The organism is Pseudomonas sp. FP1740, from assembly GCF_030687165.1.
Classification (GTDB): domain Bacteria; phylum Pseudomonadota; class Gammaproteobacteria; order Pseudomonadales; family Pseudomonadaceae; genus Aquipseudomonas.
The window spans coordinates 5,395,438-5,411,510 of the sequence record NZ_CP117461.1 but is presented as its reverse complement, the minus strand read 5'-3'; the positions used below and the strand labels follow the sequence as shown (position 1 = coordinate 5,411,510).

Sequence of the window (16,073 nt, the reverse complement as noted above, 5' to 3'; positions counted from 1 at the left end):
GCGGCGACAGGTGGGCCGCCTTGCCCGCGAAGCTTTTACTTGCGGGCAACAATCACCGCACGCATCGGCGCCGGCAGCCCTTCGATCGTTTTGCTGTGATCATCCGGATCAAGGAAATCGCTCAACGACTGATACTTCATCCATTCCGTCCCGCGTTGTTCCTCGACCGTGGTCATGCTCACATCCACGCAACGCACATCGCTGAACCCGGCGCGACGCAGCCATAGCTCCAGCGCCGGCACCGACGGCAGGAACCAGACATTGCGCATCTGTGCGTAACGGTCTTCCGGCACCAATACCTGCTGTTGATCGCCTTCGATCACCAGCGTCTCCAGCACCAGTTCACCGCCCTTGACCAGGCAATCCTTCAGCGCCAGCAAATGCTCGATCGGCGAACGGCGGTGGTAAAACACGCCCATGGAAAACACGGTGTCGAACCCTTCCAGATTCGGCGGCAGGTCTTCAAAAGGGAACGGCAAGTGCCAGGCATTGGGCTCGGACAGGTAACGCTGCACCGCCTGGAACTGGCAGAAGAACAGCCAGTTGGGGTCGACGCCGATTACGCTGTCGGCCCCGGCGCCGAGCATGCGCCACATGTAATAGCCGTTGCCGCAGCCGACATCGAGGATGCGTTTTCCCTTCAGGTCCAGATGTGGAGCCACCCGGGACCACTTCCAGTCCGAGCGCCATTCGGTGTCGACATGCACGCCGAACAGGTCAAACGGCCCTTTACGCCAAGGTGACAAGCCCATCAGCGCGGTGCGCATTTGCGCGCGGGTTTCATCGTCGCAATCGGTGTCCAGCTTAAGGCCGTTCAACAAGTCGACTTCGCTCGGCTGGATCTTCGGCAACGCATCCAGTGCGCTCTGCCAGCGCTCCAGGTCGCCGTGACCTTTTTCCATTTTCTTGTCGAGTTGCACTTGCAGGGTGTTGGCCCATTCGGCCAGCGGAGTGCCGGCCAGACGGCGGGCGAGGGGGGACAGATCAATCATGGCAAGGCAATCAACGAGGCAAAGTTAAGACACTGGAACCACGGCACGACTTTCGAGAAACCGGCGGCCAACAGGCGCTCGCGATGTTCTTCGAGGCTGTCGGGCTTCATGACATTTTCGATGGCGCTGCGCTTCTGGGCGATTTCCAGTTCGCTGTAGCCGTTGGCGCGTTTGAAGGCCACGTGCAGGTCGGTGAGCAGCGCGTGTTCTTCGGGGTCATTGAAGCGCAGCTTCTCCGAAAGAATCAGCGCGCCACCGGGCAGCAACGATTGGCGGATACGCGCGAGCAGCGCGGTGCGCTGGTCCGGGGCGATGAATTGCAGGGTGAAGTTCAGCGCCACCACCGAGGCTGGCTGAAATTCCAGGGCAAGGATGTCGCCTTCGATCACTTCCACCGGCAGCAACTCCTGGAACATCGAGTCCTGGCCGTTGAGGTATTCGCGGCAACGCTCGACCATGGCCGCGGAGTTATCCACAGCGATCACCCGGCAACCGTCGGTGCGCACGTGACGGCGCAAGGCCTGGGTCACGGCCCCCAAAGACGAGCCCAAATCGTAGAGCACACTATTGGGCTGGGCGAACTGCGCGGCGAGCACGCCGAGGTTTTCAACGATGGTCGGATAACCCGGCACCGAGCGCTTGATCATGTCCGGGAACACCCGCACCACGTCCTCGTTAAAGGCGAAGTCAGGCACCTGGGCCAAAGGCTGGGCGAAAAGGCGATCGGATTCTTTGCTCACGGCGGTTCCAGCGGTGTAGGTGGAAAAGGCCGGCATTTTAGCCAACTTGGCGCGGGGATGCGCGGGTTTGCTGATAAACCGGCTGGTTGATGCAATTTGAAGGGCGAAGGGGCTTTTGTGGCGAGGGGGCTTGTCGGAACGCCGCATCGCCCCGTTCGGCGGCGTAGCCGTCGTAAAGCGGGTAGATGCAATTAATTTGAAAGGATGCGGCGGCTGGGTTTGGGGCTGCTGCGCAGCCCAACGGGGGCAAGCCCCCTCGCCACAGGGTTAGCGTTGCCGCTGGGTGAACGCCGACGCCGCAATCCCCCATTGCCCCAGCCAGTAACTCAGGATGATCACATAAGGCGCGGCATGAAATGGCATCACAAACCGGTTAATGCCAATCACGCTGTCAGAACACACAAACGCCACCGCGCCCGCCGCTGCCAGCAGCGCCGAGCGTTTGGGCACGTCGGTGCCGAGCCGGGCCAGGGCGCGCCAGAGCATGGCGCTGATGGCCAGGCCATAGACGATCACCGGGACCAGCAGCGGCCCCAAGTCATTGGAAATCAGAATCCCCAGCAGCACGGCACCCACGCCGAAGGCGAGGATCAGCGGCAACACAGCCAGACGCCGGCAATCGCTCAAATAAGCCTTCAGATACGCCAGATGCGCGAGCAAAAATGCTCCAAGTCCAAACACAAACAAGTCTTGCGGCCATGCCAGCAACACATCGCCGACCAAGGAGAAAATCAAACCCAGGCTGATCCAGCGCCGATACTCGCTGGGCGGTGCATCGTGCAACCAGCCGAGCAGGGCCAGCACAGGCATCGGTTTGACCAGCAGGCAGAGCAGCGCGGCATGCACGCTCAGGCCATACACAAAGGTCACCGCGCCCATCAGCGCCAGAATAAGCCAGCCCACGATCAGTTAACTGCGATGGCACAGTCGAAGGTTTGCACGGCGGGTACTTCTGGTGCCCACGGTTGTGAATAAGTCAGTCGCAAGCGGCCGGTGCCGGTGGCGAAGGCCTGGAAACGCCAGGTTGAAATGCCGGCGCTGCCGACAATTCCAGCGTCTTCCGGGTTGCTGTAGACCTCGGGGCTGAGCGCGCGCAACACCCCCCCGGCCGAATCCTGGATCGCCCAGCGGTAACCTGTAGTCGGGTTGCTTGGCAGGGTCAGGATCAGGGTTTGCCCGTTGTGCAGTTTCGCCGGGCATTCGCTTTGTTTTTCCACGGTCAGGTTCTGTTTCGGTTGCGAGGCGCAAGCGCTCAGCAGAGCAAGGGCGAGGGGGACTAACAGGCGAGTGGGGGACATAGGATCAACGACTCCGGCGATTACGACGAACGGCGAGCATAACTGAAGATGAGACAAATTGTGACGACCACCCATTAGGGGTAATTGAGGGCGGGAGGCGGGTAATGCCCGTCAGTCAAGCCCGCTCCCACAGGGTCTAGAGCGTGCCGAACACCTTCTTCGCCAGGCTGGTCGCTGCCGCCGCAGGGTTCTTGCGAATGGTTTCTTCCTGTTTGCCAATCATCTCGAACAACCCGTTCAACGCCTGCTCGGTGACGTAGCTTTCGATGTTGGCATTTTTCGCATCCAGCACACCCAGCGTCGCGGCTTGCCCGGCGAACGCGTTGTATTGCTGAGCCAAACCCACCTGATCGGTGGCTTGCTTGACGATCGGCAAGAACTTGGTGCGGATCTGTTCGCGGCTGGTTTTGCTCAGGTACTGAGTGGCCGAATCCTGGCCGCCGCTGAGAATCCCCTTGGCATCTTCCACGGTCATCTTCTTCACCGCATCCACCAGAATCGGCTGAGCCTGCGTTACCGCCGCTTCAGCTGCCTTGTTCATGCTGGTTTCCAGTTGATCGACCTGATCGCCCATGCCGAACTGTTTCATTTTCTTGGCGACCTTGCCCAGTTTTCCCGGCAGTTCGATTTTCACGTCCGGGTTGTTGCTGAAGCCGCCGGGTGTGCCCAGTTGTTTAACGGCCAGCTGCGCGCCTTGGGTCAGGGCGTCCTTGAGCCCGCCGGTGGCGTCTTGTTGCGACAGGTCACTGAGTGACAGTGCCAGGGCGTTGGCGCAAATCATCAAGCCTGCGCACAGGCCGGCGAAGCGAAGGGTAGGGCGGAGCATGGTGGCTTCCTTGTTCGTAAATAAGGTTGGGAACGATGTTGAAATTTAGTCGGTTTGCGCCGTCGTCGCGACTTGGTCCGCCGCATCTTCACTGCGATGCAGTGCCACCTGACGGATCGACAAGCGAATCTCCGCTGGCAGCACCCGTTTGGCCGCACCTTCGGCCAGTTCACCCAGCAGTTCGTGGTAGCTCAGCTTGCCGGATTCGTCGCGGCGCAGCACATCGAGGTCCAGCATTGTCTGGATGAAATGACGGAACAGGCTCTTGTCGAAGAACTCCGGGGCGTTCAGGCCGTGGAGGATCGACAGGCGCTGGGCCATGACGGTGCACAGGTCTTCCAGTTCTTCGGCGCTGATGCTGTTCTGGCCGCTGTTGAGCAGCAGGGAAACGGTCATGTAGAAGCGCTGCAAGGTCTGGGCGATGCTTTTCGACAACAGCGTCAGCAATACGAAATGCCGCGAACTCGGCGCCGGGCGCAGGTACACGTCCTTCTCGAAACGCAGCAGGCCTTGCTCGACGAAGGCTTCGAGCCACTGATCGATCACGCCATCGAGTTCGTCCAGCGTCCAGCGAATGAACAGCTCCGATTGCAAGTACGGATACAGCGCACGGGTGTAGCGCAGGATCTGCTCGCGACTCATGCGCGACGCACTCTGGAAGAAACTCGCCAGCAGCGACGGCAACGCGAAAATGTGCAATACGTTGTTGCGGTAGTAGGTCATCAGGACGGCGTTTTGTTCGTCCAGGTACAGAATCTTGCCCAGCGCATCGTTCTGCTCAGACAGCAGGTTCATGTCCTTCACATGCTCGATCAGCGTGCGGCCGTCACCGTCCGGCAGGGTGGTGTGCGGCGAATAGGGAACCTTGCGCAACAGCGCCAGATACAAATCGAGCACCCGCGCCATGGCGCGATCATCCAGGGCCAGGCGGCTGGTGGACAGCAGCGCCAGGGCTACCAGATTCACCGGGTTGATCGCCGCCGCTTCGTTCAGATGCTGCGCGACTTTCTCGCCAAGGCGGTTGGTGGTCTCGTTGAGCCAGGCCGGTTTGAATTGCGGGCCGTGTGCCTGTTGGCGCCAGTCTGGCTGTTCGCTGTCGAGGAACTCCGCCAGTTTGATCGGCTCACCGAAGTTCACCGCGACCTGACCGAAGCGCTGTTTGAGCGCGCCGATGACTTTGAAGATGTCGAAGATCGATTCTTTCTTCTTGCTCGCGCCACGCAATTCGCCGAGGTAGGTACGGCCTTCCAGCACGCGCTCGTAACCGATGTACACCGGCACGAACACGATCGGCATGCGCGACGAGCGCAGGAAGCTGCGCAGCGTGATCGCGAGCATCCCGGTTTTCGGTTGCAGCATACGCCCGGTGCGCGAACGGCCGCCCTCGACGAAGTACTCGACCGGGAAGCCTTTGGTGAACAGAGTGTGCAGGTATTCGTTGAACACCGAGGTATAGAGCGGGTTGCCCTTGAAGGTGCGGCGCATGAAGAACGCACCGCCGCGACGCAACAGACCGCCGATCCCCGGCATGTTGAGGTTGATCCCGGCGGCGATGTGCGGCGGGGTCAGGCCGTTGCGGAACAGCAGATAGGACAGCAGCAGGTAGTCGATGTGGCTACGGTGGCAGGGGACGTAGATCACTTCGTAACCCGGGGCGACCTTTTGCACGCCTTCGATGTTGTTGACCTTGATCCCGTCGTAGATTTTGTTCCAGAACCAGCTCAGCACCACTTCCATGAAGCGGATCGCGGTGTAGGTGTAGTCGGAGGCGATTTCGTTTCCGTAGCGCAAGGCCTGGGCCTTGGCTTTTTCCGGGGAGATGTTCTCGCGCTCGGCTTCGTCGAGGATCGCTTGCTTGACCAGCGGCTGGTTGAGCAGGCCTTTGACCAGATTGCGCCGGTGGGAAATGTCCGGGCCGATCACTGCGGCTTTCAGATTGCGGAAGTGCACCCGCAGAATCCGCTGGGCCATGCGCACCGTGCGCTCGTGGCCCTTGTTGTGTTCGATCAGTTCGCGCAGATGGATCGGTGCCGAGAACTGCACCCGGGTCTTGCGCCCCAGCACGATGATGCTCAGCAACCGGCGCAACCGTCCGGTGACCGCCCAGCTGTCGGCGAACAGCAGCTTCCATGGGCTCGACTCGCTGTCCGGCGACTGGCCCCAGAACACGCTGACCGGAATGATCTGCGCGTCTTCGGCGGCGTTCTGGCTCAGGGCGCTGACCAGACGGGTCAGGGTCGGCGGCGCACCGCGTTTGTCCTGACGGCCAAGCCAGTCGGGATCCGGTGTCAGGTAAAAGAACGCGGCGGGCTCCACCAGCGCACCCACCGATACCGGCAATACCGGACGGGGCAGGCCGGCCTTGCTGCATTCGGTATCGACCACGGCAAGGTCGGTCAGCGAAGGGTTTTGCAGGACGTAGAACACCGGCCGGCTGCGGTCGAGGTTAAGGGTGAACGACGACTGGTTGATCGTCTCTGAGCGAACCCAGAGGTACAGCAGTCGGCGCAGGGTGCCAAACACAAGACGGCGGAACGGGGAACGGGTCATACGGCTTCTGCGTGAGTGAATAAAACCGAGCGTTTGCTCGGGCGGTCGATAGTGTGCCGGATTCATCGAAAATCGGCAAAAAAGCAGCGAAGTAAACTCCTGTTGAGAGTTTTTGCACCTGTCATATACTCGGCGGTCTGTCGCCGGGGCCCTTCAATGGACGTCGGATGCAGGCTGACGTTCCTCAAGGCTTTCCTGCGAAAAGCCCGATCAATAATAAAAAGGGAGTATGAACAGATGGCAACACGCGAAACCGGCAACGTGAAGTGGTTCAACGACGCCAAGGGTTATGGCTTCATTCAGCGCCAGGACGGGGTGGACGTGTTCGTGCACTACCGCGCGATCCGTGGCGAAGGGCATCGCTCGCTGACTGAAGGTCAGCAGGTTGAATATGCGGTGGTGGAAGGGCAGAAGGGGTTGCAGGCTGAGGATGTTGTAGGTCTGTAAAGCCTAAGATCAAAAGATCGCAGCCTTCGGCAGCTCCTACAGGGGGGCACAAAACTCTGTAGGGGCTGCCGAAGGCTGCGATCTTTTCCGTTTTACGCGGTTTTCCAGGTGATCTCTTCTTCACCATCGACGCTGATGCGAATCCAGCGATCCGCTGACTCTTCACCCTCTTCCTCGACCCAGCTACCCGGCGCACAACGCACTTCGACGTTGAGCGCGGCAAATGCGGCGCGGGCGCAGGCAATGTCGTCTTCCCACGGGGTCTGGTCGCTTTCCAGGTACAGGCTGTTCCATTTGCCGACGGCTTTGGGCAGCCAGGTGACCGGCACGTTGCCGGCCTTGCACTTGTAGGTCTGACCTTTCTGGACCCAGTCGGTGCAGGGGCCTAAAGCCGCGCCGAGCCAGGCCGCGATGGCTTTGTGATCGACGTCGGCGTCTTTCAGGTAAATCTCGATGTCCGGTTGGCGCATGGATGTCCTCACTGCGGGTCTGAAAAATCCATTCGCGGATTTAGCCGGCCTTGAGCCTTTACTCAAGACCAAAAATTAAAGTTGTTCTCTAACTACTACTGCAGAACGAAATAATCGTAGCGCATTGAAACGGTGACCTCGAACGGTTCCACTTGTTCAATGACTGCTGTCCGGCGTTCGGCACTGGCGCGCCAGCCGTGAGGTGTCATCGCCAAGAGGTTCGCGCGATCCTGACCATTGACCAGCGTCAGTTTGAATTCCAGGGTTTCGCTGTGTTGCAACGCCATGCCTTCCGGCACCAGCGCCAGGTGCTTGTCGTCGGTGTACTCGCGCACTTCGTCGTACAGCCGCTCACGCAATTCCATCAGATGGCCGCTGGTCGGCCCGACTTTCATCAAGCCTCCACCGGGGCTGAGCAGACGTTTGGCTTCTTCCCAGTCCAGCGGGCTGAACACGCTGGCCAAAAACTGGCAACTGCCCGAGGCCAACGGCACTCGCGCCATGCTGGCGATCAACCAGGTCAGCGCAGGGTTGCGTTTGCAGGCGCGTTTGACGGCCTCCCGGGAAATGTCCAGGGCATAACCATCGGCGTTGGGCAAGGCTTCGGCGATTTGCGCGGTGTAATAACCCTCGCCACAGCCGATGTCCAGCCAGCGCTGGGGCGCATAACCGGCGGCCAGTTCCGCCAGACGCTTGGCCACCGGCGCGTAATGGCCGGCGTTCAGAAAGTCGCGACGGGCTTCGACCATCGCCTGATTATCCCCAGGGTCACGGCTGTTCTTGTGCTGCACCGGCAGCAGGTTCAGGTAACCCTGCCGTGCGCGGTCGAAACGGTGCCCGGCGGGGCAGGCCACGCCGTTGTCCACCGCGTTCAGCGGTTCGCTGCAGATCGGGCAGGCCAGCATCAGGCGAGCAACTTGATCAGGGTCTGGTAGTAGATTTCGGTCAGCACGTCGAGGTCGGCCGCCAGTACGCGTTCGTTGACCTGGTGGATCGTCGCGTTGACCGGGCCCAGTTCAACCACTTGGGTGCCCATGGTCGCGATGAAGCGCCCATCGGAAGTGCCGCCGCTGGTGGAGGCTTTGGTGTCACGACCGGTGATGTCCTTGATGCTCGACGACACCGCGTCGAGCAGCGCGCCCGGCTCGGTGAGGAATGGCAGGCCGGACAGCGCCCAGTCGATGTGCCAGTCCAGGCCATGCTTGTCGAGGATGTCGGCGACGCGCTTTTGCAGGCCTTCGACGGTGGACTCGGTGGAGAAGCGGAAGTTGAATACCGCCACCAGATCACCCGGAATCACGTTGGTCGCACCGGTGCCGGAATTGACGTTGGAGATCTGGAAACTGGTCGGCGGGAAGAAATCGTTGCCGTGGTCCCAGTGCTCGGCGGCAAGTTCGGCGAGCGCCGGGGCGGCGAGGTGGATCGGGTTCTTCGCCAGGTGCGGATACGCCACGTGGCCCTGCACACCGCGCACGGTCAATTTGGCGCCGAGGGAACCGCGACGGCCGTTCTTGACCACGTCACCCACCAGGCTGGTGCTCGACGGCTCGCCGACGATGCACCAGTCCAGACGCTCCTTGCGGGCGGCAAGGCGTTCGACCACTGCCTTGGTGCCGTGGTGCGCCGGACCTTCTTCGTCGCTGGTGATCAGGAACGCAACCTTGCCCTTGTGATCCGGATAGTCGGCGACGAAACGCTCGGCCGCCACGGTCATGGACGCAAGGCTGCCTTTCATGTCTGCCGCGCCACGGCCGCAGAGCATGCCGTGTTCGTCGATCACCGCGTTGAACGGATCGATCTGCCAGGCAGCCACCGGACCGGTCGGCACCACATCGGTGTGACCGGCGAAGCACAGCACCGGACCGTCATGTTTGCCGTGGGTCGCCCAGAAGTTATCCACATCTTCGATGCGCATCGGCTCCAGCATAAAACCAGCATCGCCCAGGCGCTGCATCATCTGCTTCTGGCAATCGGCGTCGACCGGCGTCACGGATGGACGACGGATCAGGTCGATGGCGAGTTGAAGGGTCGGCGAAAGGTCGGCGTGGGCCGTCATGTAAGAACTCCGAGGTGCGCACGGTAAACATGTAGGGGCTGCCGAAGCCGCTCCTACCGAGTTTGTTGGCATTGAAAAAGGCGATCATTCTAAAGCAAAACGGCGGCCCGAAGGCCGCCGTTTGACGTTATCTAATAACGGATTACGCCGGTACCGGCGCAGCTTCTACCGAAGGTTTAGGCAGCGACGACAGGAACGCCATGATCAGCGCCGCCAGGTACGGCAGCGACTGCACCAGCAACATAGTCACCCAGAAGCGCATGTCGTTGCTTGGTATACCCTGCACCAGGAAGATCCCCAGCGCCGCGCCCCACAGCAGCAGCATGATAAACAGCTCTTCGCGAGCCTCCGAAATCGCCACCCAGAAGCCGTGGTTATCGGCATTTTTCGGGGTACGGAAGAACGGAATGCTGCTGGTGAAGAAGCCGTACAGCACCGCTTTGGCGATGGTGTGCGACAACGCCAGCCCGGCCAGTGCGGCACAGAAGGCGTCCTTCAGGTTGACCCCGACCGCACGACGGTACAGGAAGATGATCTTGCCCACCTTGAACACGAACAGCGCCAATGGCGGGATCGCGAAAATCAGCAGCGGTGGATCGACCCGTTGCGGCACGATGATCATCGCCGCCGACCACAACAGCGCGCCGACGGTGAAAAAGATGTTCATGCCATCCGCCACCCACGGCAGCCAGCCCGCGAGGAAGTGGTAACGCTGGCCACGGGTCAGCTCGGTGTCCTTGCCACGCAGCAGGCTGGCGGTGTGACGCTTGATGATCTGAATCGCGCCATAGGCCCAGCGGAAACGCTGTTTCTTGAAGTCGATAAAGGTATCGGGCATCAGGCCTTTGCCGTAGCTGGTGTGGTAGTACGCCGCCGACAGACCTTTTTCGAACACGCGCAGGCCCAGTTCGGCGTCTTCACAGATACACCAGTCGGCCCAGCCCAGTTCCTCGAGCACCGAACGCCGGGTCATGGTCATGGTGCCGTGCTGGATGATCGCGTCACGGTCGTTGCGGGTGACCATGCCGATGTGGAAGAAGCCTTTGTATTCCGCATAGCAGAGCTTCTTGAAGGTGCTTTCGTTCTGGTCGCGGTAATCCTGCGGTGATTGCACCACGGCGATTTTCGGGTCGGCGAAGTGCGGCACCATGTGCTTGAGCCAGTTCGGGTCGACGCAGTAGTCCGAGTCGATCACCGCAATCACTTCGGCATCTTTGGCGGTATGTGGAATCAGGTAATTCAGTGCGCCACCCTTGAAACCAGCCAACGGTGCGACGTGGAAGAACTTGAAGCGTGGGCCAAGAGTTTCGCAATAATCACGCACCGGTTCCCAGACCGCCGGGTCCTTGGTGTTGTTGTCGATGATCAGGACTTCGAAGTCCGGATAGTCGAGATTGGCCAAGGCATTGAGGGTCTGTTTGACCATCTCCGGCGGCTCGTTGTAGCAAGGAACGTGAATTGACACCTTCGGCCGGTAGTCCGATTCGCCCACGACCGGCAGGAATTCACGCCGGCGTTTGTGGGTCCAGACCGCTTCGGCCAGTTCATGGGCTTCCGTCAGCAGAACGATAAACACCCCGAGTGCACCGAGGGCGAGCAGGAAACCCACCGTCAGGCTGAACCAGGTGCTGTATTGCTGGCTGTAGTCGTAACCGATCCATACCAGCACCGAACCGCAGAGGAACGCGATAAAGGTCAGGAAGGTACGACCACGTTGGCGCAGGGCCGAGCCGTCGATCATCAGCAAGGTCAGGGACAGCAGGGCCAACACGGCCGAGCCGATCGCCAGCACACGCCATTGCGGGATCGCGACCACCGGGCCTTCGAAGTTGAATTTCTGCTGGCGCGCGGCGTTGAACACGCCCCAGTACGCGCCTACCGAGCCTTCGTCAGTGGCCTTCCACGGTTGGTCAAACGCTTCGATCACGAAGTAGTTGAAACCCTGACGGTTGAGCTTGTTGACCAGTGTGCGCAAGTAAATGGCCTGGTCCGCCGGCGACGCATCGGCGCCACCGCGCATACGGCCGTTGCTCGGCCAGCCGACTTCGGAGAGCAGCAACGGTTTTTTCGGGAACATCTTTTTCAGGTCACGGGCGCGGTCGAGAACGAACTGGCCGGCCTTGTCTACAGGGATGAACTCCCAGTAGGGCAGAACGTGAGCTGCGATCAGGTCGACGTGCTTGGCCAGTTCCGGGTGCTCTTCCCAGACGTGCCACTGCTCAGAGGTGGTGACCGGAACCTTAACGGCTGCGCGCACGCGATCCAGGATCACGCTCAGCTCGGCAGCGGTGATTTCCTTACGGAAGATCGCCTCGTTACCGACCACGACGCGAACCACACTGCGGGAGGTGTTGGCCAGTTCGATGGCGCGCAGGATCTCGCGCTCGTTGCGTTCCTGGTCCGGGCTGATCCAGATCCCCAGGGTCACCCTCAGGCCGAATTCTTCCGCCAGTTTGGGGATATCCTCCAGCGTGCCGTCGACCGAGTAGGTCCGGATGTTGTCCGTCAGCTTGCTCATGATCTCCAGGTCGCGACGCATTTCATCGTCGGTCGGATACTGGTCTTTCTGCGGGTACTGGCCTTGTTGAAACGGCGAGTACGAGAAGCCAGAGATCTGTTCAGGCCAGTTGGGGGCGGAGACCGGGCGATTGATCAGCGCCCAGAAGCCGGTAAACAAGGCTGCGATGGCGAGCACCACGACCAGGTTGAGTCCAAATTTACGCGATGACATAGCTTTTTCGGGTTCCAAAGGCTGTGGAACGAAGGAACGGTTGGCGGCCGGCTGCCAGGTGGCAGGGGCGCGCATCCTACACTGGAGGTTCTCTGACCGTACAGCGAACAGGGAAACGCCCGACATTGGGCAATCCAGGTCGACTTAAGTTCTTCGACCGGGATGATGTAGCCCAATTCCAATAAATTTGTAGTCAATTGAAGCCGTCAGTCTGCCGTCCATAGCACCAAAGGTGCTCTTGACCGCCGACAGCCCTATAATGCGCGCCGGTTTTTGGGGTAATGGTCATGAGTACAGAAGATCCACGGTTTGCTGGTATCGCCCGCTTGTATGGCATTGAAGGCATGGAGCGCTTGCGCGCGGCCCATGTGGCGATCGTCGGCATCGGTGGTGTCGGTTCCTGGGCGGCGGAAGCGGTTGCCCGGTGTGGCGTGGGCGAGATATCGCTGTTCGACCTGGACGACGTCTGCGTCAGCAACGTCAACCGTCAGCTGCATGCGTTGGACAGCACCGTCGGCAAGCCCAAGGTCGAGGTGATGGCCGAGCGCCTGCGAGGGATCAACCCGGACTGCACGGTGCATGCGGTGGCGGATTTCGTTACCCGCGAAACCATGGCCGAATACATCACGCCGAACATCGATTGCGTGATCGACTGCATCGACAGCGTCAACGCCAAGGCGGCGCTGATCGCCTGGTGCAAGCGGCGCAAGATTCAGATCATTACCACCGGCGGTGCGGGCGGGCAGATCGACCCGACGCTGATCCAGGTCTGCGACCTGAACCGCACGTTCAACGATCCGCTGGCGTCGAAAGTGCGCTCAACATTGCGCCGCGACTATGGTTTCTCCCGTACCGTGACCCGTCACTACAGCGTGCCGTGCGTGTTTTCCACCGAGCAACTGCGCTACCCGAAACCCGATGGCAGCATTTGCCTGCAGAAGAGTTTTGTCGGGGACGGCGTGAAGCTCGACTGCGCCGGGGGCTTTGGCGCGGTGATGATGGTGACGGCGACGTTTGGCATGGTCGCGGCGACCAAGGCTGTGGATAAGATTGTGGCGGGCGTGCGGCGTCCGGCGGATCGGGTCAAACCTCAGGTTTAATGGTTGTGGTTCGATCGTTCCCACGCTCTGCGTGGGAATGCAGCCGGGACGCTCCGCGTCCCTTCCAGAGCCGAATACGGAGCGTCCGTGGAGGCATTCCCACCCGGAGCGTGGGAACGATCAGTGCGCTAGCTCACGCATCCGCTGCAACACCGCATTCAAGCCATTGCTACGGGATTGGGACAACTGGCGGCCGAGCCCCAACTGATTGAACCAATCCGCCAGATCCACCTGCCGCAACTCCACCGCCGACAACCCATTGACCCGCGCCAACAGCAACGCCACCAACCCGCGAATCAACCGCGCATCGCTGCTGGCGCTGAATTGCCAGTGCCCGTCCTGCAACGTGCCGACCAGCCAGACCTGGCTTTCACAACCATGCACGCGGTTGGCGTCGACTTTATCCACATCGCTCAACGCTGGCAGACGGTCGCCCCACTGCATCAACAGCCGCGCCCGCTGTTCCCAGCTCGCCGCCTGCTGAAACGTGTCCAGCGCTGTAATGGCATCGACGGGCAAGGTCATCGCAATAACTCCAGGGCCTGATCCAGTGCTTCGAAAAAGCGCTCAAGGTCTTCGGAATTGTTGTACAGCGCCAACGACACCCGAATCGCCCCGGCCAGTTCAAAGCTTTTGAGCAACGGCATGGCGCAATGATGACCGGCGCGCACGGCGATGCCCTGTTCAGTCAGCAAATGCGCCAAATCAGAGTTATGCACACCCTCGACAACAAAACTGGCCAGCGCCAGTTGCGGTTTGCCCAGCAGGCGAATGCCGTTGCGCGCTTCCAGGCCTTTGAGTAAATAGTCATGCAGGGCCGCTTCGTGGGCGGACACGGCGTCCTGATCCAGCCCGGCGAGATAGTCCAGCGTCGCGCCCAGACCGATCACACTGGCGATCGGCGGCGTACCGGCCTCGAACCCCAGCGGTGCGGACCGAAAACGAGCATCGTGGTAGTTGGCGTCCAGCACCATTTCGCCGCCGAACTGCCAGGGGCGCAGCTGTTGCAGCGCTTCGTTGCGTCCGAACAGCACGCCCAGGCCATCGGGGCCGTAGAGTTTGTGGCTGGAAAACACGTAGAAGTCGCAGCCCAGTGCCCGCACGTCGTGCCGACCATGAACCACGCCTTGAGCGCCATCGACCACGGTCAGCGCGTTGTGTGCCTTGGCCATCGCCAACAGCGCGGGCAACGGTTGCCAGGCGCCCAGCACGTTGGACAGCTGGCTGACCGCCAGCAAACGGGTTCGCGGACCGATCAACTGCGCGGCGACATCCAGGTCGATCAAACCATCGACATTCAGCGGCAGGATCACCAGCTTCAGGTCGCGACGGTGGGCCAGTTGCTGCCACGGCAACAGGTTGGCGTGGTGCTCCAGAGCGCTGATGACAATTTCATCGCCCGGATTGAAAAGGTGTTCCAGGCCATAGGCCAGGAGGTTCAGCGCGGAAGTCGCACCGTGGGTAAAGATAATCTGTCCGCAATCGCCGGCATTGAGCCATTGCGCAACTTTGCGGCGGCTGTCCTCGAACGCCTGGGTGGCATGGGCGCCGGGCAAGTGTTGCGCCCGATGCACGTTGGCCGCACCGTTGGTGTAGTAATGCGCCAGGGCATCCAGCAGGGCTTGAGGTTTTTGCGTGGTGGCGGCGTTGTCCAGATAGGTCTGGTCTTGCCGTTGCAGTGCGGCGATGGCCGGAAAATCGGCGCGCCAGGGAGAAGGAATCATCATGTTGTTCGGCCCTGGTGACATGGGCGGGTGTACGCCTGACCTTGTAGGAGCGAGCGATGCGGCGCTCCTACAAGGTGATCGTTTGACGCTCTGCTTAGTTGTGAGCGTGCAGCGCTTCGTTCAGTTCGATAGCCGACTTGTGGGTTTTGCACTCCACGGCACCGGTTTCCGAATTGCGGCGGAACAACAGGTCAGGTTGACCGGCCAGTTCACGGGCTTTAACCACTTTGACCAGTTTGTTGTGCTCGTCCAGCAGCGCAACCTTGGTACCGGCTGTCACGTACAGGCCCGACTCAACGGTGTTGCGATCGCCCAACGGGATACCGATACCGGCGTTGGCGCCGATCAGGCAGCCTTCGCCGACCTTGATCACGATGTTGCCGCCGCCCGACAGAGTGCCCATGGTCGAGCAACCGCCGCCCAGGTCCGAACCCTTGCCGACGAACACGCCAGCCGACACGCGGCCTTCGATCATGCCCGGGCCTTCGGTGCCAGCGTTGAAGTTAACGAAACCTTCGTGCATCACGGTGGTGCCTTCGCCCACGTAGGCGCCCAGACGAATACGTGCCGCGTCAGCGATACGCACGCCGGCCGGTACCACGTAGTCGGTCATTTTCGGGAACTTGTCCACCGAGAACACTTCCAGCAGCTCGCCGCGCAGGCGGGCTTCCAGTTGATGCTCAGCCAGTTCGGACAGGTCGATCGCACCCTGGCTGGTCCAGGCCACGTTCGGCAGCAGCGGGAAGATCCCGGCCAGATTCAGGCCATGCGGCTTGACCAGACGGTGGGACAGCAGGTGCAGCTTGAGGTAAGCCTCAGGCGTGGAGCTCAGTTGCGCGTCTTCGGCCAACAGCGTGGCGACCAGCGGCTTGTGGCTCTCGGCCAGACGTGTCAGCAGCGCAGCTTGTGCAGCGTCGACGCTTTTCAGCGCTTCAGCCAGTTGCGACGCCTGAGCAGTGCTGAACGCGATGGCCTGATTGCCTTCGGTGTAGCCCAGAACCGGTGCAATGGCAGCGACCAGTTCGGCCGACGGGTTGAGCAGTGGTTGCGCGTAAAACACTTCCAGCCATGCGCCTTGACGGTTTTGAGTGCCGACACCAAAGGCCAGGCTGAACAGGGTAGTGGACATGTTGATA

The 16,073-nt window shown here is 60.8% G+C and carries 15 protein-coding genes; 2 read left to right on the top strand and 13 right to left on the bottom strand.

Annotation, left to right across the window (positions count from 1 at the left end):
• Positions 1-35: 35 nt before the first annotated feature.
• From cmoB to plsB, 6 genes are all read right to left on the bottom strand, one after another.
• Positions 36-992 carry a tRNA 5-methoxyuridine(34)/uridine 5-oxyacetic acid(34) synthase CmoB gene (gene cmoB, locus PSH69_RS24225; RefSeq protein ID WP_007940467.1) on the bottom strand — a complete coding sequence of 319 codons (957 nt, stop codon included), beginning with the start codon at positions 990-992 and terminating at the stop codon, positions 36-38.
• Complete coding sequence (gene cmoA, locus PSH69_RS24220) at positions 989-1,768, bottom strand: carboxy-S-adenosyl-L-methionine synthase CmoA (RefSeq protein ID WP_018927038.1); 780 nt, start codon at positions 1,766-1,768, stop codon at positions 989-991. The genes cmoB and cmoA overlap by 4 nt, the downstream gene beginning before the upstream one ends.
• 231 nt (positions 1,769-1,999) lie before the next feature.
• Positions 2,000-2,635: a lysoplasmalogenase gene (locus PSH69_RS24215; protein ID WP_305410048.1), complete on the bottom strand. Its 636-nt coding sequence runs from the start codon at positions 2,633-2,635 to the stop codon at positions 2,000-2,002.
• A gap of 2 nt (positions 2,636-2,637) precedes the next feature.
• On the bottom strand, positions 2,638-3,030 hold the full coding sequence (locus PSH69_RS24210) for a protease inhibitor I42 family protein (RefSeq protein ID WP_105340252.1): 393 nt from the start codon (positions 3,028-3,030) through the stop codon (positions 2,638-2,640).
• 136 nt (positions 3,031-3,166) lie between these two features.
• Positions 3,167-3,856, bottom strand: coding sequence for a DUF4197 domain-containing protein (locus PSH69_RS24205; protein ID WP_007940472.1), 690 nt, complete (start codon positions 3,854-3,856; stop codon positions 3,167-3,169).
• A 45-nt stretch (positions 3,857-3,901) separates the two neighbouring features.
• On the bottom strand, positions 3,902-6,406 hold the full coding sequence (plsB, locus tag PSH69_RS24200) for a glycerol-3-phosphate 1-O-acyltransferase PlsB (protein WP_305410047.1): 2,505 nt from the start codon (positions 6,404-6,406) through the stop codon (positions 3,902-3,904).
• A 237-nt stretch (positions 6,407-6,643) separates the two neighbouring features.
• Between plsB and PSH69_RS24195 the strand changes: the two genes are divergently transcribed.
• Complete coding sequence (locus PSH69_RS24195; RefSeq protein ID WP_007940478.1) at positions 6,644-6,853, top strand: cold shock domain-containing protein; 210 nt, start codon at positions 6,644-6,646, stop codon at positions 6,851-6,853.
• 92 nt (positions 6,854-6,945) lie between these two features.
• On the opposite strand, the gene PSH69_RS24190 is transcribed toward PSH69_RS24195, so the two are convergent.
• From PSH69_RS24190 to PSH69_RS24175, 4 genes are all read right to left on the bottom strand, one after another.
• Entirely contained in the window at positions 6,946-7,323 is a 378-nt protein-coding gene (locus PSH69_RS24190) for a hypothetical protein (protein ID WP_007940479.1), read from the bottom strand.
• Positions 7,324-7,418: 95 nt separating this feature from the next.
• Positions 7,419-8,228 (bottom strand): putative RNA methyltransferase, encoded by an 810-nt coding sequence (locus tag PSH69_RS24185; RefSeq protein WP_018927030.1) that lies wholly within the window; start codon positions 8,226-8,228, stop codon positions 7,419-7,421.
• Positions 8,228-9,379 (bottom strand): succinyl-diaminopimelate desuccinylase, encoded by a 1,152-nt coding sequence (gene dapE / locus PSH69_RS24180; RefSeq protein WP_305410046.1) that lies wholly within the window; start codon positions 9,377-9,379, stop codon positions 8,228-8,230. Before dapE ends, PSH69_RS24185 begins: the two co-directional genes overlap by 1 nt.
• Before the next feature lie 142 nt (positions 9,380-9,521).
• Positions 9,522-12,110, bottom strand: coding sequence for a glycosyltransferase (locus PSH69_RS24175; protein ID WP_305410045.1), 2,589 nt, complete (start codon positions 12,108-12,110; stop codon positions 9,522-9,524).
• Between the two features lie 287 nt (positions 12,111-12,397).
• Between PSH69_RS24175 and tcdA the strand changes: the two genes are divergently transcribed.
• On the top strand, positions 12,398-13,210 hold the full coding sequence (gene tcdA / locus PSH69_RS24170) for a tRNA cyclic N6-threonylcarbamoyladenosine(37) synthase TcdA (RefSeq protein WP_305410044.1): 813 nt from the start codon (positions 12,398-12,400) through the stop codon (positions 13,208-13,210).
• A gap of 120 nt (positions 13,211-13,330) precedes the next feature.
• On the opposite strand, the gene PSH69_RS24165 is transcribed toward tcdA, so the two are convergent.
• The 3 genes from PSH69_RS24165 to dapD form a co-directional block, all read right to left on the bottom strand.
• Positions 13,331-13,735 carry a SufE family protein gene (locus PSH69_RS24165; RefSeq protein ID WP_305410043.1) on the bottom strand — a complete coding sequence of 135 codons (405 nt, stop codon included), beginning with the start codon at positions 13,733-13,735 and terminating at the stop codon, positions 13,331-13,333.
• A complete protein-coding gene (locus PSH69_RS24160) occupies positions 13,732-14,937 on the bottom strand; it encodes an aminotransferase class V-fold PLP-dependent enzyme (RefSeq protein WP_305410042.1) in 1,206 nt (401 codons plus the stop codon). The genes PSH69_RS24165 and PSH69_RS24160 overlap by 4 nt, the downstream gene beginning before the upstream one ends.
• A 94-nt stretch (positions 14,938-15,031) precedes the next feature.
• Positions 15,032-16,066: a 2,3,4,5-tetrahydropyridine-2,6-dicarboxylate N-succinyltransferase gene (gene dapD / locus PSH69_RS24155; protein WP_305410041.1), complete on the bottom strand. Its 1,035-nt coding sequence runs from the start codon at positions 16,064-16,066 to the stop codon at positions 15,032-15,034.
• Positions 16,067-16,073: the final 7 nt, after the last annotated feature.